Origin of the sequence: Pseudomonas sp. ATCC 13867 (genome assembly GCF_000349845.1) — a bacterium.
Lineage (GTDB): Bacteria > Pseudomonadota > Gammaproteobacteria > Pseudomonadales > Pseudomonadaceae > Pseudomonas.
In genome coordinates, this window is the sequence record NC_020829.1 from 4491329 (window position 1) to 4512418 (window position 21090).

Below are 21090 nucleotides of genomic sequence, written 5' to 3' on the forward strand. Positions count from 1 at the left end.
CCGCACGGCTTAAGGAGCCCGGATGCACACCTTCTTCCTCGCGCCGACCGGTTTCGGCGTCGGCCTGACGTCCACCAGCCTGGGCCTGATCCGCGCCCTGCAACGCGCCGGCCTGAAAGTCGGCTTCTTCAAGCCCATTGCCCAGCCCCATGCCGGCGACGACGGCCCGGAGCGCTCCAGCGAACTGGTCGCGCGCACCCACGGCCTCAATGCCCCTACCCCGCTGTCCCTGGCCAAGGTCGAGCGCATGCTCGGCGACGGCCTGCTCGACGAACTGCTGGAAGAGATCGTCGGGATGTACAACAAAGCGGCGCTAGACAAGGACGTGATGATCGTCGAGGGCATGGTGCCGACCAAGCACGCCAGCTATGCCGCGCGCATCAACAGCCATATGGCGCGCAGCGTGGATGCCGAGGTGATCCTGGTCTCTGCGCCGGACAACGAGACGGTGAGCGAGCTGTCCGACCGCATCGAGATCCTCGCCCAACTGTTCGGCGGCCCGCGCGACCCGCACCTGGCCGGCCTGATCGTGAACAAGGTGCGCGGCGGCGAGAGCGACGACATGCCGCGTGCCGCCGAGGAAGCCGCGCGGCTGTTCGGCGAGCGCCTGAAGGAACACTCCCCGCTGCTGCGCGATGGCGACGTGCGCCTGCTCGGCTGCATCCCGTGGCAGGACGAAATGAACGCCCCGCGCACCCGCGACGTGGCCGACCTGCTGGACGCCAGCGTGCTCAACGCCGGCGACTACGAACAACGTCGCGTACAGAAGATCATCCTCTGCGCGCCCTCGGCGCCGAACACCGTGCACCTGCTCAAGCCCGGCGTGCTGGTGGTGGTGCCGGGCGACCGCGACGACATCATCCTCGCCGCCTGCCTCGCCGCCATGAACGGCGTGCCGCTGGCCGGCCTGCTGCTCTGTTCCGGCCTGACACCGGATGCGCGGATCATGGAGCTGTGCCGCAGCGCCCTGCACAGCGGCCTGCCGGTGCTGACGGTGAGGACCGGCTCCTTCGACACCGCCGGCGACCTCACCCGGATGAACAAGGAAATCCCGGTGGACGACCGCGAGCGCGCCGAGCGCGTCACCGAGTTCGTCGCCGAGCACATCGACTTCGAATGGCTCAAGGACCGCTGCGGTGCGCCCCACGAGCTGCGCCTGTCGCCGCCGGTGTTCCGCTACCAGTTGACCCAGCGCGCCAACCGCGCGGGCAAGCGCATCGTCCTGCCCGAGGGCAGCGAGCCGCGCACCGTGCAGGCGGCCTCGATCTGCCATGCGCGCGGAATCGCCCGCTGCGTGCTGCTGGCCAAGCCCGACGACGTGCAGGCCGTGGCGCAGATGCTCGGCATCGTGCTGCCCGAGGACCTGGAGATCGTCGACCCGGACCTGGTGCGCAGCCGCTACGTCGAGCCGATGGTCGAACTGCGCAAGGGCAAGAGCCTGAACGCGCCGATGGCCGAGCAGCAGTTGGAAGACAACGTGGTGCTGGGCACCGTCATGCTCGCCCTGAACGAAGTGGACGGCCTGGTTTCCGGCGCCATCCACACCACCGCCAACACCATCCGCCCGGCCCTGCAACTGATCAAGACCGCGCCCGGCTACAATCTGGTGTCCTCGATCTTCTTCATGCTGCTGCCCGACCAGGTGGTGGTCTATGGCGACTGCGCGGTGAATCCCGACCCTTCGGCCAGTGACCTGGCGGAGATCGCCCTGCAAAGTGCCGATTCCGCGCAAGCCTTCGGCATCACCCCGCGGGTGGCGATGATCAGCTACTCCACCGGCGACTCCGGAACCGGCGCAGATGTCGAGAAAGTCCGCGAAGCAACACGCATCGCGCGGGAAAAACGCCCCGATCTGTTGATTGATGGCCCCTTGCAGTATGATGCCGCCGCCATCGCCAGCGTCGGTCGCCAGAAGGCGCCCGACAGCCCGGTGGCCGGGCGCGCCAACGTGTTCGTGTTCCCCGACCTGAACACCGGGAACACCACCTACAAGGCCGTCCAGCGCAGTGCCGACTGCGTCAGCATCGGACCGATGCTGCAGGGTTTGCGCAAACCGGTGAACGACCTGTCGCGCGGCGCGCTGGTGGACGACATCGTCTACACCATCGCCCTGACGGCGATCCAGGCGGACAACGGCAAGGACGGCTGATAAACCCGGCACGAGGGATGTGCCCACGAACGCATCACGCGCCCGGCCGACCGGGCGCCTACGTACAAGGACCATTCCTCGATGTTGAGTTTCCTCCCGCACACCCTGCGCGGCATCCTCGCCACCCTGATCCTGGTGGTGAGCACGCTGTGCTGGTGCATTCCGCTGCTCTCCATGTCGATCATCAAGCTACTGCTGCCCTTCAACGCGGCCCAGATGCTGCTCGGCAAAGTCATGAGCCTGATCGCCGAAGGCTGGATCGCCTGCAACAAGGGCTGGATGAACCTGGTCCGCGACACCGGCTGGAACGTGCAGGGCCTGCAGGGCCTGGAGTACGACCACTCGTACCTGGTGACCAGCAACCACCAGAGTTGGGTGGACATCCTCGTCCTGCAGTACCAACTCAACCGTCGCGTGCCGCTGCTGCGCTTCTTCCTCAAGCAGGAACTGATCTGGGTCCCGGTGATCGGTCTGTGCTGGTGGGCGCTCGACTTCCCCTTCATGAAGCGCTACACCAAGGCCTACCTCGCCAAACACCCGGAAAAGAAAGGCAAGGACCTGGAAACCACCCGCAAGGCGTGCGCCAAGTTCAGCCGCATCCCGGTGGCGATCTTCAACTTCCTCGAAGGCACCCGCTTCACCCAGGCCAAGCATGACGAGCAGAATTCCCAGTTCCGGCACCTGCTCAAGCCCAAGGCCGGCGGCATCGCCTTCGTCCTCGACGCCATGGGCGAGCAGCTGCGCACCTTGGTGAACGTCACCATCCACTACCCCGACGGCCGCCCGACCTTCTGGTGCCTGCTGTCGGGCAAGCTGCGCTCGGTGGTGGTGCGTTTCGAAGAGATGGAAATCCCCCGTCAGTTCGTCGGCAAGAGCTACGACCAGGACGAGGGCTACCGCGCCGAGTTCCAGCTGTGGGTGAACCAGCTGTGGGAGCGCAAGGACCAGTTGCTGGCCCAGCTGCACCACGAGTTCCCCGCCGCCAAGGCCTGACCTTCCCTTGTAGGAGCGAGCTTGCTCGCGAACCTGAGCCGCTTTGCCATGCGGTTCGCGAGCAAGCTCGCTCCTACAGATTCGGTCCCACGCCCAGCGAGGTCCCGGAAACAAAAAAACCCGCCAATCGGCGGGTTTTTTCATGGGCGGCGCTTACTGCTGGTACTGCTGGGTCTGCGCGCCCGGCAGGGCCTTCAGGTTCACTTCCACACGGCGGTTCTGCGCACGGCCATTGGCGTCGGCGTTGGATGCGATCGGCTGGTCCGGGCCCATGCCACGGGTGCTCACGCGGGAAGCGTCGACGCCCTGGGAGGTCAGGTAGCTCGCGACCGACTGCGCACGGCGCTGGGACAGGTCCATGTTGTGCTGGCGGCTGCCGGTGCTGTCGGTGTAGCCGACGATCTCGATGCTGTTCTGGTTGAACTCCTTGAAGGAGTTGGCCAGGTTGTTCAGCGGGCTGTAGAAGGACGGCGCGATGTTCGCCGAGTCGGTGGCGAAGGTGATGTTGCCCGGCATGATCAGCTTGATGTCATCGCCTTGGCGCTCGACCTGCACGCCGGTGCCCTGCATCTGCTGGCGCAGCTTGGCTTCCTGCTTGTCGGCGTAGTAGCCGTAGCCGGCGGCGGCGGCTCCGATGGCGGCGGCGCCGATCATCGCGCCCTTGCCACGGTTGTCGTGGTTGATCGCGGCACCGGCGACGGCGCCGGCCAGCGCACCCAACGCACCGTACTTGGCGGTCTTGCTCATGCCGCCCTCGGCCGGCGGGGCCTGGGTGTTGGGGTCATAGGGATTCTGGGAGGCGCAACCGGCCATGAGGGCGAAGGCGGTGGCAGCCGCAACCATGGACAGACTACGTGCGGTGAACATGTCGGATGACTCCTTGAAATAGCGAAACACCCATTAGCGGGCGGCTGGTTAGAGCGTAGATCGTGCAAATAATTCCGCAGCAACCTTAAGCGCGGATGAAGGGGTTTTCCCGCATCTCGTCGCCCAGGTTGGTGTCCGGACCGTGGCCGGTGACTACGGTCGCCTCTTCGTCCAGCGAGTACAGGCGATCGCGGATCGAGCGCTCGATCGTGGCGTAGTCGCCGCCCCACAGGTCGGTGCGGCCGATGCTGCGGCGGAACAGGGTATCGCCGGCGATCAGCAGCTTGTCCTGCGGGAACCAGAAGCTCATGGAGCCCGGCGTATGCCCCGGCGTGTGCAATGCCACGCCGCAACCGCAGGCCAGCGCCTCGTCGTCGGCCAGCCACTGGTCCGGCGAAGGCACCGGCGTGTAGGGCACGCCGAACATGCGGCACTGCATCTCCAGGTTGTCCCAGAGGAACTGGTCGTCCTTGTGCAGGTGCAGGGTCGCGCCGGTCTTCTCCTTCATCTGCCCGGAGGCGAGGAAGTGATCCAGGTGCGCATGGGTGTGGATGATGCTGACCACCTTCAGCCCCAGCGCGTCGAGGCGCTGCAGGATCAGTTCGTGGTCGCCGCCCGGATCGACGACGATGGCCTTCTTCGTCAGCGGGTCGCCGATGATGGTGCAGTTGCACTGCAAAGGCCCAACGGGGAAGGTTTCGCGGATCAGCGCGGGTTGCTCACTCATCACGGGGTCACTCGATGGCTTGGGCGGACCGGCATTTTCGCCGATTCCACCCGACCTGGCGAGCCGGGCATCACCCGTCGCGGCGGTAGTCGGTGGGCAGCTTGCCGGTCCACTTGCGGAAGGCGCGGCGGAAGTTCGACGGGTCGTTGAAACCCAGCAACAGCGCGATTTCGTAGAGTGGCAGGTGGGTGGTGGTGAGGTACTGCAAGGCCAGGCGCTTGCGTACGTCATCGAGCACTTCCTGATAGGTCGTCCCCAGGTTCGAAAGATGTCGACGCAGGCTGCGCCCGCTGGTGTGCAACTCGCCGGCCACGGTTTCCAGGTCGGGAAACTCGCCGGGGCGCGCCAGCAACAAGCGGCGGATGCGGGTCAACAGACCTTCCTGCACGTCCAGCGTGGCCAGCAGCGCCTCGCATTGCTGTTCGCACATCTGCACTGTGGCCGGGTTGGCCAGCGCCATCGGGCGCGCCAGGTATTCGCTGGGCAGGCCGATGAAGTGGAACGGCTGGTCGAACGACACCTCGCAGCCGAACACCTCGGCGTAGCGCCCGGCATAGGCCGGCGCGGCATGGCCGAAGCCGACGCTGACGCCCTGCAGCGGTTCGCCGACGAGGAAGCGGGCGATGGTGTACAGGCTGGTCATCAGGCCTTCGGCGGCGAAGCGGCCCATCGGCCCGAGCGGGATCGACTCGCTGGCCCGCAGGACGGAGACGCCCTCGTCTTCCACCATTTCCAGGTCGTACGCCAGGCCGAGCACGCGGTAGTACTTCAGGGCGAAGCCGATGGCGCGTTCGAGGTTGGCGCTGGAGAGCACCGCGTAGCCGAGGATGCCGTGGGTGGAGACATTCAGCCGCTGCCCCAGGAGCAGGCCGAAGGCCGGTTCGCCGCAGTGCGTCAGCGCGGTGCCGGCGAGCAGGTTGAAGTCGATGAAGGACAGGCGGCCGTTGGGGCTTTGCAACACCTCGGGGCGCACTCGAGCCAGTTCGAACAGGCGCGCACGGGGCACGCCCAGTTCCTCGGCAAGGTCGAGCAGCGCCTGCGCATAGGCGACGGGCACCAGTTCGGCGGTGAAATTGAGCGGTTGTTTCATCGTTTTTCTTGTGTTGACCGCTGGCCGGATATGACCGGAAAGTTGGCAGACAATAACCTTGTGAGGCTTTTCCCACAAGGCCACAGTACTGACTCATGGACAACCACAACAACGGAGTCGTCATGGCCAGCACCACCCCCGCGGGATTGGAAATCAAGCCCCGACACATGGACTTTGATCTGCCCGATCCGCTGCCGCGCCATTGGCATGGCGGCGACGCCTTCAAGTCCCATCTGTTCGACGCGATGTCGGTGCTGTTCCCCGACGGCGAACGCTTCTTCATCGACTCGGTGAGGCACTTCCGTGAGAACATCACCGACCCGGTGCTCAAGGAGCAGATCCGTGGCTTCATCGGCCAGGAAGGTCACCACAGCCGCGAGCACCTGGTGTACAGCCAGCGCCTGCGCGACCTCGGCTACGACATCACGCGCATCGAGAAGCGCGCCCAGGCGCGCATCCGCTACACCCAGAAGAAATTCCCCGCCAAGCGCCAGTTGGCCGCCACGGCCGCGCTGGAGCACATCACCGCGATCATGGCCAACGGGCTGCTCACCGACCCGCGCACCATGCAGGGCGCCGACCCGGTGATGCAGCGCCTGTGGCGTTGGCACGCGCTGGAAGAGACCGAGCACAAGGCGGTGGCCTTCGACGTCTACAACCAGGTCTGCGGCAGCCGCAAGCTGCTGCGCCGGGCGATGCTGATGGCGAGCTTCTTCTTCGTTCTCGACACCTTCCGAGGCCTCACCCACATGCTGCGCCAGGATGGCCTGCTGTGGAACTGGCGGGTCTGGCGCGACGGACTGAAGTGGAGCTGGGGCAAGCACGGCGTATTCCGCCCGCTGGTGCGCGAGTACCTGGACTTTTTCAAGAGCGACTTCCACCCCTGGCAGCACAACAACCTCGACCTGCTGCACGAGGTACGCCGGGAGTACGACCCACAGCCGCTGGCGCATGCCGGCTGATCCTTTGGCTGCTGTACGCGCCGCCCCGCCTTGTCGGGGCGGCGTCGTTCCGGGTGCTCACAGCGGGCGCGGGCCATGTCCGCGATTCGCAGACAAGGTCCGCTCCCACGAGAGCGGCACGGTGCTGGGCGTGGGGCGGAGAACGTTCGACGATATCCGCCATTTGGCCTTGATCCCTGGGCGCTCCAGGCCCAGCTCTGGCGGCAATGACGACGTAGGGTGTATCGACACGCGGCTGTGGCGCGCCAACGTTTCTACGTCTTGCGACGGAGTTACCCTGTAGGAGCGAGCTTGCTCGCGAAGCTCTTTTGCCTCACCGATACCCAGCCGGCACTGTCAGGGGCGGAGCGGTTCGCGAGCAAGCCCGCTCCTGCGAAAGGCAGTTGGGCGGCACGAAAAAGCCCGGCGCGTGGCCGAGCTTTTTCATCGGTCGCTCAGCATTCAGGCATGCAAAAAGCGCAATGCATCCGCCGCCGACTCCTGGGGAATCTCCTCCATCGGGATATGCCCCACGCCCGGATAGACCTTCACTTCGATCCCCGGTACGTCGCGCTGCCACATCGGTACGTGGCGCGGCGAAATCCAGCGGTCGCGCTCGCCCCACATCAGCATCGTCGGCACCTTGATTGCCGCCACCCGGTTCGCGGTTCCGGTCAGTTCCTCGCGGTTGGCCTTCACCAGCACGCGGAAGATATCGATCATCGCCCGGCGGTTGCCCGGACGGCGGCTGATGTCGTAGTAGAGATCGATCACGCCGGGCTTGATCTTGCGCGGATCGCCATAGACTTCCTTGATGCCCTGGGCCACCAGCGCGCGCGGCATCCACATCGGCATCAGAAGGCCGGCACCGGGCAGCACGGCGCTGGCGATCATCAGCGGCACCTTCTGCATGTAGTAGCCGGCGGGGTCGATCAGGATCAGCCGCTCCACCCGGTGCGACTGCGCCAGCGCGTAGTTCCAGGCGATGTAGCCGCCCAGGGAATTACCGGCGATGGAGACGTGCTTGAGGTCCAGGCGGTCGAGGAACATGCCGAATACCTTCACCAGGCGCTCGCCGCTGTATTCGCGATCGCGGCCGCCGCCTGTGAGGCCGAAACCCGGCACGTCGAGGCGGATGATGCGGAAGTGCTCGGAGAGCTCGGCGACCCAGCCGTCCCAGGTGTGCAGCGACGCCATCACGCCGTGGATCATCACCAGCACCGGCTTGTCGCGGCAGCCTTCATCACGGTAATGGATGTCGAAGCCGTCGACGTTGATGAAGCGCGAACCGCTTTCCGGCGCGGCGTAGCGTTCCTTCAGCGCCTCCAGCGGCAGGGCGCCGAAACCGTAGCGGGCCAGGCCCTCGGCCAGTGGCGGTTGCAGAGACAGGGTGGCGGACATGGACGAGTGACTCCCGTGCTTGTTGTTCTCGAGCCCCGATCACACCACAGCCCGGCCGTCGCCGCGCCCAACCTAGGTAGTGCGCGAACAGAGTGTCGTCACCAGCAGGTCGCCGATGACTTGCTTGACCTCGCCCAGCGGCATGTCGCCGCCCTTGCCCAGCAGCTCCAGCGACGTCGCCTCCAGCGCCCAGATCAGCGCCTGGTAGGTCAGCGCCGCGTGCCGCACGCCTTCGCCCTGGAAACGCTCCTCCAGCAACGCCCGCAGTTCCCGGTGCGCTTCGGCGCGATGGGCCGCAAGCGGCGAGTCGGTGCGTAACGCTTCCTCGTGCATCAGGCGGATGATCGGCCCCACCGCCAGGTGATAGTCGAAGAAACGCTCGACCATCGCGCGCAGCCAGGCGTCGGTGCTGCCGGCGTCGGTGCGCATCTCACGAAAGCGCATCAGCAGCAGCTGCACCGCCGTGCGATAGATGCCTTCGAGCACGTCGAGCTTGCTCTGGAAGTACTTGTAGAAGGTGCGCCGCGACACCTTGGCGGCATCCAGCAGGTCGTTCACCGTGGTGTCGGCCAGCCCCTTGGCGACGAACACCGGAATGCTCGCCAACTGGATATTGGCCCGTTGCAGATGCCCCACCAGCGGCCCCTCGCTCTGCCGCGCCACCGCGCCGAAGCCGCCCAGGTCCTCGAAGACCGCACTGACCGCTGCCGATTCCATCGCCCCTCCCCACTGCACCCAACCAAGGCGCGGGATGACGCCGCCCCCCGGCCTCGCTAACCTAGGCCGACCGCTCCCGCGCAAGGAAAGCCCGTTCGTGCCGAACCTACCACGCCGTCTGCTCTGGCCGCTGACCATCCTTTTGCTGGTTCTCTGCCGCCCCGCCTCCAGCGCCGATCTGTACTACCTCGGGCAAAAGATCCCGGACATCCAGCGCCCCTGGACCAGCGCCGACTACCAGGTGCTGATCGAGGCGCTGAAAAAGATCGACGAAACCCAGGCCAACGGCCTGCCTCGGCGCAGCGGCGAGTTCACCGGGCCGATCTACCAGCGCATGGTCAGCGAGGAGAATTTCCGCCCGCAACTGAACATCTACGCGCCGCTGGAGCTGCGGCAGAACGAGGCGCGCGAGGTGCTGTTCAAGCTCAAGGAGCTGATGCGCCTGTACTTCAACTTCCGCGCCGCCAAGCAACCGTATGGCGCCGAGGCGCTGGGCCTGATGAGCTACTCGCTGCGTGAACAGGCGATCCTGTTCAACCTGACGGTGGAGTTCTGGATGACCCTGGCACAGAACGAACAGCGCAACCCGGTGCGCCTGCAAGGCATGCAAGAGGCCAAGGCCGCCGCGTCGATGCTCACCAGCAGCGCGCTGGACTACCTGGGCCTCACCGCCCAGTTCGACCGTCAGGACCTGGTGCTCTACAGCGCCGAACTGGCCAAGCAGATGCCGGAGCTGTTCGTCCACCTGCCGGCAGAAGTACGCGCGCAGTTGCTGATGCGCGTGGACGAACTGGCGCAGAAGCACGCCTATGCGGAAGTACGCGAGAACATGCGCGACCTGCTGCCGGTGCTGCAGGCGATCCAGGATGACGTACAGCGTCAGCTGGCCGCCCCGGCCAAAGGGCAGCCTGTGCCCAAGGGGCTGGACCTGAGCGCGCCACCGGAGGCAGAGAAGAAGAAGGGGATGTAAGCGGGGATGAGCTCCACTCCGCACCCTGGCATCGGCGGCCCTCCCCCTAGCCCTCTCCCAGAGGGAGAGGGGACTGATCGGCACAGGAGAAACCATAGCTTCAACCGGCACATACGGCACCCTCTCCTCCCGGGAGACGACCGCATGGATGCAGGAGGTAGAGCGACGCAGGATGCCAAAGCCGAGGGCTGGAGTGAGGGGAAGCCCAGGCAGAGGAGTCGCCCCTAGCGCAACAACCCCATCTCCTTCGCCCGCGCCACCGCCTGGGTGCGGCGCTCCACGCCGAGCTTGTCGTTGATGTGGCGGGCGTGGCTCTTGACCGTGTGCAGGGAGATGAACAGTCGCTCGCTGATCTCCTGGTTGGAGCACCCCTGGGCAATCAGTTCCAGCACCGCCAGTTCGCGTCCGCTCAGGCAATCGGCCACCTGCCCACCGCGCTCCGGCGGTACCGGCAGCCGCTCGCGCAGTGCCTCCCCCTCGGCGGTCGAGGGGCGGGCGGCCAGTTGCTCGCGCAACCAGTCCGGATGCTGCTGCAGCGTCTCGTGCAGCGGAATCACCAGCCCGGTCACCAAGCCGTCCAGGCACTCCTGCAGCAGCGTCTCCGCCTCGCGCTCGCGCCCTTCCTGCAGCAGCAGCACGATCAGTTGTCCTTGCGCCAGCCGCGCCTGCAACTGGGCGCCGACCGCCAGCGCTCCGCCAGCCACTGCGCGCAGCCGCGACTCGGCGGCCTCGCTCCGGCCTTCACGGCACTCCAGTTGGGCCTGGAGCATCTCCACGTTGCGCGGCAACTGCGGCGCACACTCCGGCGGCATGGCCGACTCCGAACCGGTATAGGTGTCGCGCAGGCGCTCCAGCCAGGCGGCCGCCAATTCAGTCTGTCCCTGGCCGAGCCAGAGCTCGCACTTGACCAGGGTGATGGCCGACAGGTAGTAGACCGGCGGCACGTCCCACACGTGCATCATCCGCTCGACTTCGCCCAGGTGGCCGAACGCACGGGTGTAGTTGCCCAGCCGCCCTTCCAGGCTGGCCAGCACGCAGAAGCCGATGACCAGGCTGATGTCCCGGCAGGCGCGCGCCTCTTCGATCCCGGCCTTGAGGCACTTGCGCGCCTCGTCCGGGCGCAAGGCCAGGCTGCACAGATAGCCCTGGTAGAGCATCAGCCGCCCGCGCGCCGCGTAGCGACGCTGCGCCGACAAGCCGGACAACCGCGCCAGTCCCTGGCGCACTTCCTCTTCGGCGCGCAGCACTTCGCCGCGCGCCTGCAAGACCCGGGCGCGGTCGTAATGCACCATCGCCTCGAACAGCGGATTGCCGAAACGCTGCGCCAGCTCCAGCGCCTCGCGGTTCAGGCCACGGGCGCGCCACAGGTCGTCGCGGACGACGGCCAGGTTGCTCAGCGTGGACAGGCACAGCAGGCGCGGGCCGAAGCGCTCCGAACCGAGCCCCTGCAAGGCTTCCACGCAGTGTCGCTCGGCGGTTTCGATGTCGCCACGGCCACGGGCGACCACCCCGGTCAGCGCCTGCCACTGGGCCACCAGATCATGCTGGGTCGCCGCATCGGCCGCCGGCAGGAAGCGCGACAACTGCAGCGCCAGTTCCTCGGCCGCATCCAGCTGGCAGGCCAGCGCCAGCGCCCAGCTGTACAGCACGATCAGGCGCGGCGTGCTGGCCAGCAGGCTGTCGGGCAGGTCCATCTTCCAGCGCAGCAGCGTGGCGACGTTCTGCTCGGCCAGCAGTTGTTCCTCGGACAGGCTCTGCACCAGGTTCGCCGCCACTTCCGGGTGGCCGGCGCGCAGGGCCTGCTCCACAGCGTCGTCGAACAGCCCCTGGCTGCTGAACCAACGGCACGCGCGCAGGTGCAGCGCCGCCGCCGAAGGGCCGGAGCCGGGCAGCGACCGCGCCAAGAGCAGGTCGGAGAACAGGTGGTGGTAGCGGAACCACCGGCCCTGCTCGTCCAGCGGCACCAGGAACACCTGGTGCTGCTGCAAGTGCCGCAGGATCGCCGCGCTGTCGTAGGCCTCGCGCACGGCATCGCAGAGTTCGGCGCAGAAGCGCTCGAAGCGCGCGGTCTGGTACAGGAAGACCTGTACCTCCGGCGGCTGCTTGTCGATCACTTCTTCCAGCAGGTAATCGCGGATCAATTCCTCGGCGCCATGCACCGACAGGTCCGGCACTTTCGCCGCCAGTTCGTCGCCGTGGGCCAGCAGCCACAGGCGCAGCCCGGCGATCCAGCCTTCGCTGCGCTCGACCAGGTTGTCCAGGGCGTTGTCGTCCAGTTGCGCGCCGTTGGCGGAGACCAGCCGCGCGGTTTCCTCGGCGGTCAGGCGCAGGTCCTGTTCGGTGAGCTCCAGCAGATGCCGCGACAGGCGCAAGCGCGCCAGGTGCCAGTCGGGACGCTGGCGGCTGGTAACCAGCAGTACCAGGCCGGGCGGCTGGTGATTGAGGAGGAATTGCAGGCAACGGTCGAGTACCGCGCCCTGGGCCAGGTGGTAGTCGTCGAGCACCAGCAGCAGCGGCCGCTCGGCGGACAGGCTGTCCAGCAGTTCATCGAGCAGGTCATCGAGCCAGGCTTCGAAGGCGAACGGCTGGTGCCGCTGACGCATCTTCAGGATGCCCAGGGCCTCTTCGCCCAGCATGGGAAAGTGCAGGCGCAAGCCTTCGAGCAGGCGCTCGAGGAAACGCCCCGGATCACTGTCCCTGGCACTGAGCCCCAGCCACAGACTGCGCCATTGGCTTTCCAGCGTCTGGCAGAACTCGATGGCCAGTGAGCTCTTGCCGAACCCCGCCGGCGCGGACACCAGGATCAGCCGTCCCTCGAGCCCCGCCGCCATGCGTTCGCACAATCGCGAACGCGAGACGTAGCCATGCGGCAGCGGCGGCCGGAAGAAGCGGCTGCCCCCCGTGCTGGTGGGAACCTCGGTCAGTCGTGGCAGAGTCGAGAAGTCGGTCATCACCTGGCTCTTGCTCTAGCTCTTGTCTCTATGTGGACGGAGCCTAGCCGCTCATGAGCGGTATTTGAAGCCGATTTTGTTACCGTTGCCCACAAGATGACCAGACATCTTCCTACCTTCGGCCCTCCCATTCACCTGGCAGATGATCGTCCATAAAAAAACCGGCCCGAAGGCCGGTCTTTTGTCACCGTGGAACCACCCGTGGGGATCGGGGGATCAGCGTACGCCCTCCTGGCGCAGCGCTGCCGGGGTGAAGTCGCTTTCCGAAGCGCTGTAGTTGAAGTCGTAGGCGGATTTCTCCTCGTTCTTCAGACCCAGCACCAGGTAGCGGCCGGAGAGCAGGTCATACAGAGTTTCGGCGGTGTACCACGGTACCTGGTAGTTGTAGTAGTACTGGCTGAAGGCCTCGGCCACGCGCCACAGGGTGCCGCGACCGTCGTAGTGGTCGATTTCCACGGCCTGCCAGGTGTCCTCGTCGATGTAGAAATCACGCTTGGCGTAGATGTGGCGCTCGCCCGGCTTCAGGGTGGCGGTCACGTGCCACACGCGGTGCAGCTCGTAGCGGGACAGGTCCTGGTTCAGGTGGCCGGGCTTGATGATGTCCGAATACTTCAGCTTCGGATCGTCCATCTTGTAGTTGTTGTACGGAATGTACAGCTCCTGCTTGCCCACCAGTTTCCAGTCGTAGCGGTCCGGCGCGCCGTTGTACATGTCCAGGTTGTCGGAGGTACGCAGGCCGTCGGCGGCAGTACCCGGGCCGTCGTAGGACACCTGCGGGGCGCGGCGCACGCGGCGCTGGCCGGCGTTGTAGAGCCAGGCCAGGCGCGGTTCCTTCACCTGGTCGAGGGTCTCGTGCACCAGCAGCACGTTACCGGCCAGGCGCGCCGGGGCGGTGACGCGTTGCTTGAAGTAGAACAGCACGTTGCTCGGCTTGCTGGCGTTGTAGTCCTTCAGGTCGGAGCGGAAGACGAACTCGTCCTGGAAGTACACCAGCGAGTAGGAACCGTTGACCTGCGGCGTGGCCTGGGTCACCAGACGGCGCACGTGGCCGCCACGGTAGCGGGTGATGTGGTTCCAGATGACTTCCAGGCCATCCTTCGGAATCGGGAAGGGGTTGGCCACCTGGAAGTTCTCCAGGCCGTTGCCGCCCTGCAGCAGCTTGGTGGTGGTGGCGTTCTTCTTGGTCGCCTCCAGCACGCTCTCCGGCACGGTGGCGGTACGGTGCGACGGGTACACCGGCATCTTGTAGGTGTCGGGGTAGCGCTTGAACATGGCCTGCTGGCCGGGGGTCAGCTTGTCCTTGTACTGGTCCATGTTCTGCGCGGAGATGGTGAACAGCGGCTTCTCGCTGGCGAACGGATCGGAGAGGAAGCCCTTGCTGTCGGCGGTGCCGGCGTTCTTCGGCAGGCCGCCGGTCCAGGCAGGAATGCTGCCGTCGGCGTTGCCGGCCTTTTCCGCGCCCATCGGCGTCAGGGTGGCGCCCAGCTTGGCGGCTTCATCGGCGGAGACGGCCGCCATCACCTGGGTAGCGAGCAGGCTGAGCGCCAGGGCGCCAGTGTGCAGCAGGATCTTTGTTGTTCTCATTCGTATGTCGTCCTCGTTGAGTCTGTGCCCTCCGCGGGGGCCGCCCCTGGCGGGGGCGGGTCGCGGCCTGTATCTGCTGCGCCGCCGGCCGCTTCGACCGACCGGCGGATGGCCCGCAGCGGCTGCGGGCCGGGTACCGGTTGAACAGCCGGCTTAGAAGTTCACCCCGAAGCTGAGGCTGACGAAGTCGCGGTCATCGACGGTGGAGTACTTGCCGTCGAAGAAGTTGGTGTAGGCCAGGCTGGCGGTGTAGGTGTTCAGGTAGTCGGCATCCACACCCAGGCTGACCGCCTTGCGGCCTTCCTCGAAGTTGCCGCCCGGGCCGGGCGAGTAACCGTTCACGTCGTGCTGCCAGGCCACGTTCGGCTTGAGGTTCACCCCGGCGAAGACGTCGTTGTAGTCCCAGATCGCGCGCATGCGATAACCCCAGGAGTCGGCGGTGGTGAAGCCTTCGCTCTCGCAGTTGCGGCTGACGTTGTTGGCGTTGGTGGTGCCCAGGGTGGAAGCGTTCAGCGCCTCGCAGGTGGCCAGGCCGTTGAGGGTGCCGTCCAGCGGGCCGGGGCCGAAGACCGGATCACGGCCGTAGCGCGCCTTGTTCTGGCTTTCCAGGCCGCCGACGTGGGTCCAGCCGACCTCGCCCACCAGGGTCACGCGCTCGGCGCCCATGACCTGGTCGAAGAAGTGGGTGAAGGTGGTCTGCAGTTGGGTGATTTCCTTGCGGCGATAGCCGTGCAGGTCCTCGCCGGCCGCGCCGTTGAGCACCGATGCATTGTCGTACACATGGTTGCCGCCGATGGCCACCGGGTCCAGGCCGGAATAGAGGATGTCGGTGGTGTTCAGTTGCACCGGAGCGTTCGGGCGGTAGCTGATCTCGCCCTGCCAGGCGGTGCCGGTGGGCAGCGTGGTGGAGAAGCTCAGGCCGTACAGGCGAATGTCTTCCGGGTACTCGATGAAGTAGCTGGAGTTGCCGGCCATCGCCGCGGCGCCGGCCTGGGCCGCCAGGGACGGGCTGATGGCGGCGATGTTGGTGATCAGTTGGTTGATCTGCGTCACCTTGGAAGCATCGGCGCCCTTGCCGCTGAAGATCGGCAGACGGCTGTGGTAGTTCATGTAGTAGCCGCCGAACTCGGTATTCAGGCTGTCGGCGAAGTACTTCAGGGAGAAGCCGTACTGGCCGCTGTCGCGAGCGTCGCGGTCCGGTCCGCGCTTGACCACGACCCCTTCGTTCCACGGCGACGGGGTCAGCGCCAGGTCCGGACCCAGCAGGCCATTGAGCAGGTTGATCGACGCCTGGTTATTGGTCAGCACCGCCAGGTTCTGGGTACAACCGTCGGCGACAACGTCCGGCTGGGAGAAGAAGGTGCCGCAGTTGTCGACCACCGTCTGGTCCCACTCCAGCTGGTAGAAGCCTTCGGCGGAGAGGTTGTCGGTGAGGTTCTGCGACAGGTAGAACATGTTCACCGGCACCAGGGCTTCCTTGATCTCGGAGCCCGGACGGCGGAAGGCGGTCACGTCGAACGGGTTGATCACGCTGATGCCGTTCTGGATGAAGGTACTCTCGCCCCAGTTCACCACCTGCTTGCCCAGGCGCACGGTGCCCGGCATCTCAGCGATGTTGTAGTTGTGGTAGATGAAGGCGTCGAGCAGTTCGGCGCCGGAGGCCTGGGCGGCTTCCTTGCGGTTGTGGTCGGAGAGCGGCTTGAACTCGGTGTTCTCGTCCTTCTGCTCGAAGTCGTACCAGTACTTGCCACGCAGGAACACGCCGGTGTCCTGATACTTCAGCTCGAGGTCGTGGATGCCCTTGAAGATCTTCGAGAAGGTCTTGCCGGCCTTGTAGTTCAGGTGGCCGTCGTCGGAGGTCTGGGACAGGCCCTTGCCACCGTTGTTGACGCCGATGAGGTTCTTGTTCGGATTCTGCGTCGACCAGCTGGCCCCCACGGACAGCGACGAGTCGAACGAACCTTCGATTTCCCCGATGTTGAAGGTGACGGCCGAAGCGGGGGTCGCCAGCGAGGACGCCAGGCTGACGGCCAGCGGCAGCCGCGCCAGTCGCCAGATATGTTGCATGGTTTTCATCGACGCTACTCCATGTGTTTTTTGTTATGAGTAGTGGCGACTATATCCAGCGTCCCCCGCAGCTTGATCGCTCTAAAGTGTGATTTGTCTTACAAAGCCCCTTCCTAGACACCTGCGCAGGCCCGGAGCGGCACCACGACTGGGCTGCGCGCGGCCAAGCGCTTGCTTGGCACGCACGCTTCACGACCTGACCGGCCGGTCGTCGCTCAAACCGTGGAAAGGAAGGCGCTGCCGGCCTCCTGCCATTGGGCGATGTCTACCCGGATGCGCTTCTTGTCGAGCTTGCCGACGCTGGTCTTGGGAACTTCAGTAACAACGGCGATCTGGGAAGGAATCGCCCACTTGTTGATGTTCCCCTGCTCGACGAAAGGCTTGAGGTGCTCCTTCAGTCCCTTGGCGTCCAGCGACTGCCCCTCGCGCAGCACCAGCAGCGCGAACGGACGCTCGCCCCACTGCGGGTCTGGCACGCCCACCACGGCGACTTCGCGCACCGCAGAATGGCGGCTGATCAGGTCTTCCAGCTCCAGCGACGACAACCATTCGCCGCCGGTCTTGATCACATCCTTGATGCGGTCGCGGATGTCGATGAAACCCATGCCGTCGAGGGTCGCCACATCGCCGGTGTGCATCCAGCCGCCGGCCCAGAGCTCCTCGCCCTTCTCCGGTTCCTGGAAATAGCCCTGGGTCAGCCAGGGCGCGCGCAGCACCAGCTCGCCCTGGGACTCGCCGTCCGCCGGGAGGAACTGGCCGTGCTCGTCCATGATCGCCGCTTCCACCAGCGGTACCGGCACGCCGGCCTTGATGCGATAGGTGGTGCGCTCATCCTCGCTGCCGGCGCACAGCTCCTGGTTGAGGTAGCCACAGGAAATCAGCGGGCAGGTCTCGGACATGCCGTAGGCGGCGGTGAGCTGAATGCCCCTGGCCTTGGCCGCGTCGTACAGCGCGCGGTTCAGGGCGCTGCCGCCGATGATGATCTTCAGCCCGCCGAAGTCGTGGTCCTGGGCGCCGGCGGCGTTGAGCATCATCTGCAGGATGGTCGGCACGCAGTGGGAGAAGGTCACCTTCTCCTCGCGGATCAGCCTGCACAGCAGCTCCGGCTCGTAGCGGCCGGGGTATACCTGCTTCACCCCCAGCATGGTCGCCACGTACGGCACGCCCCAGGCGTGGACGTGGAACATCGGGGTGATCGGCATGTACACATCATTGGTGCCCATCAGGCGGATGCTGTCCAGGCTGCCGATGGTCGAGGCCATCGCCAGGGTGTGCAGCACCAGTTGCCGGTGGGTGAAGTACACGCCCTTGGGGTTGCCGGTGGTGCCGGTGGTATAGAAGGTGGTGGCCACCGAGTTTTCGTCGAAATCGGGGAAGGCGTAGCGCGGGCTGGCCTGGGCCAGCAGGGTCTCGTACTCGCCGATGCAGTTGGGCAGCGTACAGGTCTTGTCGGCGCCGTCGGTGATCAGCAGGGTCTTCTCCACCGTGGTCAACTGCCCGGCAATGCCCTGGTAGAGCGGCACGAACTCGCTGTTGACCAGCACGAAGCGGTCCTCGGCGTGGTTCATGGTGTAGAGGATCTGGTCCGGCGAGAGGCGGATGTTGATGGTGTGCAGCACCGCGCCGATCATCGGGATGGCGAACATGCATTCCAGGTAGCGGTGGCTGTCCCAATCCATCACCGCCACGGTGTCGCCGGCCTTCACGCCGGCCTCGGTCAGCAGGTTGGCCAGGCGCGCCACGCGCTCGTTGAAGGTGGCGTAGCTGTAGCGCACGGTGTCGCGATAGACGATCTCCCTGCCCTTTTCATAACGGCTGCCCGACAGCAGCAGGCTCTTGATCAGCAACGGGTACTGGTGGGCATTCTGTGCAGCAGGGATGACGCGGGTTTTCAGCATGGCGTGCGCACTCTCAAGGCTGGATTGCAAGATGAGACTCATCAGAATGGGTCCGACTCTAGAGGCCCACCTGTGTCCGTTCATCAGTCAAAAGAGTGATTTGCCAATGACTCTTTGGCGACTTCCGGTCACGCGGTAGAATCCCCCCCGCCCGGTCGTTCACGATCGGTACCCGATAGCGCACCACAACAAGAGCGAAGAGGTTAGTTTCATGTCCGAGATCGTCATCGTCAGCGGCGCCCGTACTCCGATGGGCGGCTTCCAGGGCAGCCTGTCCAGTGTTCCCGCCGTGGAACTGGGCGCCGCCGCCATCCGCGAAGCCATTTCCCGTGCTGGCATCCAGCCCGAGGACGTGCAGGAAGTGATCATGGGCAACGTGTTGCCCGCCGGCCTGAAGCAGGGCCCGGCCCGCCAGGCGGCCCTGAACGCCGGCCTGCCCGCCGCCACCGGCTGCACCACCATCAACAAGCTCTGCGGCTCCGGCATGAAAGCCGTGATGCTGGCCCACGACCTGCTCAAGGCAGGCACCAACACCGTCATGGTCGCCGGCGGCATGGAAAGCATGTCCAACGCCCCCTACGTGCTGGAGAAGGCCCGTACCGGCCTGCGCATGGGCCACGGCGAGATCAAGGACCACATGTTCCTCGACGGCCTGGAAGACGCCCGCAGCGGCCGCCTGATGGGCTCCTTCGCCCAGGAAACCGCCGACCAGTACGGCGTGACCCGCGAGGAGATGGACACCTACGCCATCGAATCCCTCAAGCGCGCCCAGGCCGCCATCAAGGACGGCTCGCTAGCTTCGGAAATCGTTCCGGTCACCGTGACCACCCGCAAGGGCGAGACCGTGGTGAAGGACGACGAGCAGCCGCTGACCGCCAACCTGGACAAGATTCCGGGCCTGAAGCCTGCGTTCAAGAAGGACGGCACCATCACCGCCGCCAACGCCAGCTCCATCTCCGACGGCGCCTCCGCACTGGTCCTGATGACCGCCGAAGAAGCCGCGCGCCGTGGCCTGAAGCCGCTGGCGAAGATCGTCGGCCACGCCACCCAGAGCCAGGCCCCGGCCGAGTTCACCCTGGCCCCGATCGGCGCCATGACCAATCTGTTCAAGAAGACCGGCTGGAACAAGGACGACGTGGATCTGTTCGAGATCAACGAAGCCTTCGCCATGGTCACCATGCTCGCCATGCGCGAACACGGCCTGGACCACGCCAAGGTCAACGTCTACGGCGGCGCCTGCGCCCAGGGCCACCCGGTCGGCTCCACCGGCTCGCGGATCATCGTCACCCTGATCAACGCCCTGCAGAGGACGGGCGGCAAGCGCGGCATCGCCTCGCTGTGCATCGGCGGCGGCGAAGCCACCGCGGTGGCGGTCGAGCTGGTCTGATCTTCGATCCGACCTGAAAAAGGGGCGCCTCGGCGCCCCTTTTTCATGACTCCTTGCAGCAGCGAGCTTGCTCGCGAACCGTCCACGACGGACGCGTCTGCCCTAAGCCGCCGCCACCTTCGGCGCATGCGGCGCCGTGCGCGGGAACACCACCGCAGCCAGGAAGGTGACCGCCCCCAGCACCGCGAGGATCAGGTACAGCCCGCTCAGCCCCTGGCGCGGCTCGATGTAGCTGATCAGCGGAATCGCCGCCGCGCTGGCGCCGAAGGACACGAAATAGCGCAAGGCGAACACCCGCGCCTGCCATTGCGGCGCGACGAAATTGGCGACCATCGCGTCGTTCACCGTCACCTGGCCGAACACCGCGAACATGAACAGCGCGCCGACCACCGCCAGCGGCCAGCCGGAGACATAGGCCAGCGCCACCAGCAACGGGCCCTGGCAGAGCGTCATGAGCAGGAACGGCCCCTTGAGGCTGAAGCGGTCCAGCAGGCGGCCCATGATCAGTTGCGCCACGGCGCCGAAGGCATAGGCCAGGCTGACCACCACGCCAAGGCTTTCCGGCGAGGCCAGCAGTTCCTCAAGACGCACCTGGAACAGCCGCGGATAGGTCACGGTGCTGGCGTTGAACACCACACCGCCGGTGGCCGTCACCAGCGCCAGCACGCCGAACACCCGCGGCATCGACAGCTTCTGCCCGCCCACGCCGCGCGGCGCCGGATGCGGCACCGCCACCGGCGCCTCGGCGCGCACCTGCCAGGCGAAGCCGATGCCGATCAGCACCGCCACCGCCCCCGGCAGGATGAACGCCGCGCGCCAGCCGAAGTGCGCGGTGAGGAAACCGGTCAGCAAGGCGGCGAACGCCACGCCCAGGTTGCCCCACATGCCGTTGATGCCGATCTCGTGGCCACGGTTCTGCGCATGGGCCACCAGCATCGCGGTACCCACCGGGTGGTAGATCGCGGCGAACACGCCGATCAGGGTCAGGCCGGCAACCAGCAGCGGCACCGAGCCGGCCAGGCCGGTGAGGATGGAGGATGCGCCGATGCCGAAGAAGAACAGCTGCATCATGTGCCGGCGGTCCCACTTGTCGCCTAGCCAGCCAGCCGGGATCGAACAGGCGCCGAAGGCGATGAAGCCGCCCAGGGACAGGCCGATCATTTCGGCGTAGGTCAGGCCGAAGTGTTGCGTCATGCCCAGCACGGCGGCCGGGAAGATCAGCATGAACATGTGATCGATGATGTGGGCGGCGTTGATGTAACGGATGATCGTTCGAGGTCGGGACATGGCGTCGGGCTCTCGGGTTGGTGGGAAGGAGCCTCCATGCTAGGTTGTCTGGAAAACGCAG

The 21090-nt window shown here is 65.9% G+C and carries 15 protein-coding genes; 5 read left to right on the forward strand and 10 right to left on the reverse strand.

All coding sequences use genetic code 11. The features are described from left to right. The first annotated feature begins 22 nt into the window (after positions 1-22). Entirely contained in the window at positions 23-2149 is a 2127-nt protein-coding gene (gene pta, locus H681_RS20085; RefSeq protein ID WP_015478727.1) for a phosphate acetyltransferase, read from the forward strand. 81 nt (positions 2150-2230) lie between these two features. Further along, positions 2231-3142 carry an acyltransferase gene (locus H681_RS20090; RefSeq protein WP_015478728.1) on the forward strand — a complete coding sequence of 304 codons (912 nt, stop codon included), beginning with the start codon at positions 2231-2233 and terminating at the stop codon, positions 3140-3142. Between the two features lie 153 nt (positions 3143-3295). On the opposite strand, the gene H681_RS20095 is transcribed toward H681_RS20090, so the two are convergent. From H681_RS20095 to H681_RS20105, 3 genes are all read right to left on the reverse strand, one after another. Then, on the reverse strand, positions 3296-4009 hold the full coding sequence (locus tag H681_RS20095; protein ID WP_015478729.1) for an OmpA family protein: 714 nt from the start codon (positions 4007-4009) through the stop codon (positions 3296-3298). 85 nt (positions 4010-4094) lie between these two features. Next, the gene (locus tag H681_RS20100) at positions 4095-4736 is read right to left on the reverse strand and encodes an MBL fold metallo-hydrolase (protein ID WP_015478730.1); all 642 of its coding nucleotides are present in this window, start codon (positions 4734-4736) and stop codon (positions 4095-4097) included. A 70-nt stretch (positions 4737-4806) separates the two neighbouring features. Continuing rightward, positions 4807-5826, reverse strand: a complete 1020-nt coding sequence (locus H681_RS20105; RefSeq protein WP_015478731.1) for an AraC family transcriptional regulator — start codon at positions 5824-5826, stop codon at positions 4807-4809. Positions 5827-5948: 122 nt separating this feature from the next. Between H681_RS20105 and H681_RS20110 the strand changes: the two genes are divergently transcribed. After that, a complete protein-coding gene (locus H681_RS20110; protein ID WP_015478732.1) occupies positions 5949-6788 on the forward strand; it encodes a metal-dependent hydrolase in 840 nt (279 codons plus the stop codon). A 441-nt stretch (positions 6789-7229) separates the two neighbouring features. On the opposite strand, the gene H681_RS20115 is transcribed toward H681_RS20110, so the two are convergent. Beyond that, positions 7230-8168, reverse strand: a complete 939-nt coding sequence (locus H681_RS20115; protein WP_015478733.1) for an alpha/beta fold hydrolase — start codon at positions 8166-8168, stop codon at positions 7230-7232. 72 nt (positions 8169-8240) lie between these two features. After that, a complete protein-coding gene (locus H681_RS20120; RefSeq protein ID WP_015478734.1) occupies positions 8241-8885 on the reverse strand; it encodes a TetR/AcrR family transcriptional regulator in 645 nt (214 codons plus the stop codon). Between the two features lie 97 nt (positions 8886-8982). Between H681_RS20120 and H681_RS20125 the strand changes: the two genes are divergently transcribed. Then, positions 8983-9855, forward strand: coding sequence for a hypothetical protein (locus tag H681_RS20125; protein WP_015478735.1), 873 nt, complete (start codon positions 8983-8985; stop codon positions 9853-9855). Between the two features lie 224 nt (positions 9856-10079). On the opposite strand, the gene H681_RS20130 is transcribed toward H681_RS20125, so the two are convergent. The 4 genes from H681_RS20130 to H681_RS20145 form a co-directional block, all read right to left on the reverse strand. Then, the gene (locus H681_RS20130) at positions 10080-12806 is read right to left on the reverse strand and encodes a LuxR C-terminal-related transcriptional regulator (RefSeq protein WP_015478736.1); all 2727 of its coding nucleotides are present in this window, start codon (positions 12804-12806) and stop codon (positions 10080-10082) included. Positions 12807-13022: 216 nt separating this feature from the next. Beyond that, positions 13023-14390 carry a DUF1329 domain-containing protein gene (locus tag H681_RS20135; protein ID WP_015478737.1) on the reverse strand — a complete coding sequence of 456 codons (1368 nt, stop codon included), beginning with the start codon at positions 14388-14390 and terminating at the stop codon, positions 13023-13025. Positions 14391-14543: 153 nt separating this feature from the next. Continuing rightward, positions 14544-16466: a DUF1302 domain-containing protein gene (locus H681_RS20140; protein WP_015478738.1), complete on the reverse strand. Its 1923-nt coding sequence runs from the start codon at positions 16464-16466 to the stop codon at positions 14544-14546. A gap of 206 nt (positions 16467-16672) precedes the next feature. After that, positions 16673-18355: a fatty acid--CoA ligase gene (locus H681_RS20145; RefSeq protein ID WP_015478739.1), complete on the reverse strand. Its 1683-nt coding sequence runs from the start codon at positions 18353-18355 to the stop codon at positions 16673-16675. Positions 18356-18566: 211 nt separating this feature from the next. On the opposite strand from H681_RS20145, the gene H681_RS20150 reads away from it, so the two are divergent. Further along, on the forward strand, positions 18567-19742 hold the full coding sequence (locus H681_RS20150; protein ID WP_015478740.1) for an acetyl-CoA C-acyltransferase: 1176 nt from the start codon (positions 18567-18569) through the stop codon (positions 19740-19742). Positions 19743-19844: 102 nt separating this feature from the next. Here the strand turns inward: H681_RS20150 and H681_RS20155 are convergent, their stop codons facing one another. After that, positions 19845-21029, reverse strand: coding sequence for an MFS transporter (locus H681_RS20155; protein ID WP_015478741.1), 1185 nt, complete (start codon positions 21027-21029; stop codon positions 19845-19847). Positions 21030-21090: the final 61 nt, after the last annotated feature.

What these genes read in the sequence shown, in the direction of transcription:
- H681_RS20130 (WP_015478736.1), bottom strand. Translation starts at nt 12,806, where the DNA reads ATGACCGACTTCTCGACTCTGCCACGACTGACCGAGGTTCCCACCAGC.
- H681_RS20105 (WP_015478731.1), bottom strand. Translation starts at nt 5,826, where the DNA reads ATGAAACAACCGCTCAATTTCACCGCCGAACTGGTGCCCGTCGCCTAT.
- H681_RS20115 (WP_015478733.1), bottom strand. Translation starts at nt 8,168, where the DNA reads ATGTCCGCCACCCTGTCTCTGCAACCGCCACTGGCCGAGGGCCTGGCC.
- H681_RS20135 (WP_015478737.1), bottom strand. Translation starts at nt 14,390, where the DNA reads ATGAGAACAACAAAGATCCTGCTGCACACTGGCGCCCTGGCGCTCAGC.
- H681_RS20120 (WP_015478734.1), bottom strand. Translation starts at nt 8,885, where the DNA reads ATGGAATCGGCAGCGGTCAGTGCGGTCTTCGAGGACCTGGGCGGCTTC.
- H681_RS20090 (WP_015478728.1), top strand. Translation starts at nt 2,231, where the DNA reads ATGTTGAGTTTCCTCCCGCACACCCTGCGCGGCATCCTCGCCACCCTG.
- H681_RS20110 (WP_015478732.1), top strand. Translation starts at nt 5,949, where the DNA reads ATGGCCAGCACCACCCCCGCGGGATTGGAAATCAAGCCCCGACACATG.
- H681_RS20095 (WP_015478729.1), bottom strand. Translation starts at nt 4,009, where the DNA reads ATGTTCACCGCACGTAGTCTGTCCATGGTTGCGGCTGCCACCGCCTTC.
- H681_RS20100 (WP_015478730.1), bottom strand. Translation starts at nt 4,736, where the DNA reads ATGAGTGAGCAACCCGCGCTGATCCGCGAAACCTTCCCCGTTGGGCCT.
- H681_RS20140 (WP_015478738.1), bottom strand. Translation starts at nt 16,466, where the DNA reads ATGAAAACCATGCAACATATCTGGCGACTGGCGCGGCTGCCGCTGGCC.
- pta (WP_015478727.1), top strand. Translation starts at nt 23, where the DNA reads ATGCACACCTTCTTCCTCGCGCCGACCGGTTTCGGCGTCGGCCTGACG.
- H681_RS20150 (WP_015478740.1), top strand. Translation starts at nt 18,567, where the DNA reads ATGTCCGAGATCGTCATCGTCAGCGGCGCCCGTACTCCGATGGGCGGC.
- H681_RS20155 (WP_015478741.1), bottom strand. Translation starts at nt 21,029, where the DNA reads ATGTCCCGACCTCGAACGATCATCCGTTACATCAACGCCGCCCACATC.
- H681_RS20145 (WP_015478739.1), bottom strand. Translation starts at nt 18,355, where the DNA reads ATGCTGAAAACCCGCGTCATCCCTGCTGCACAGAATGCCCACCAGTAC.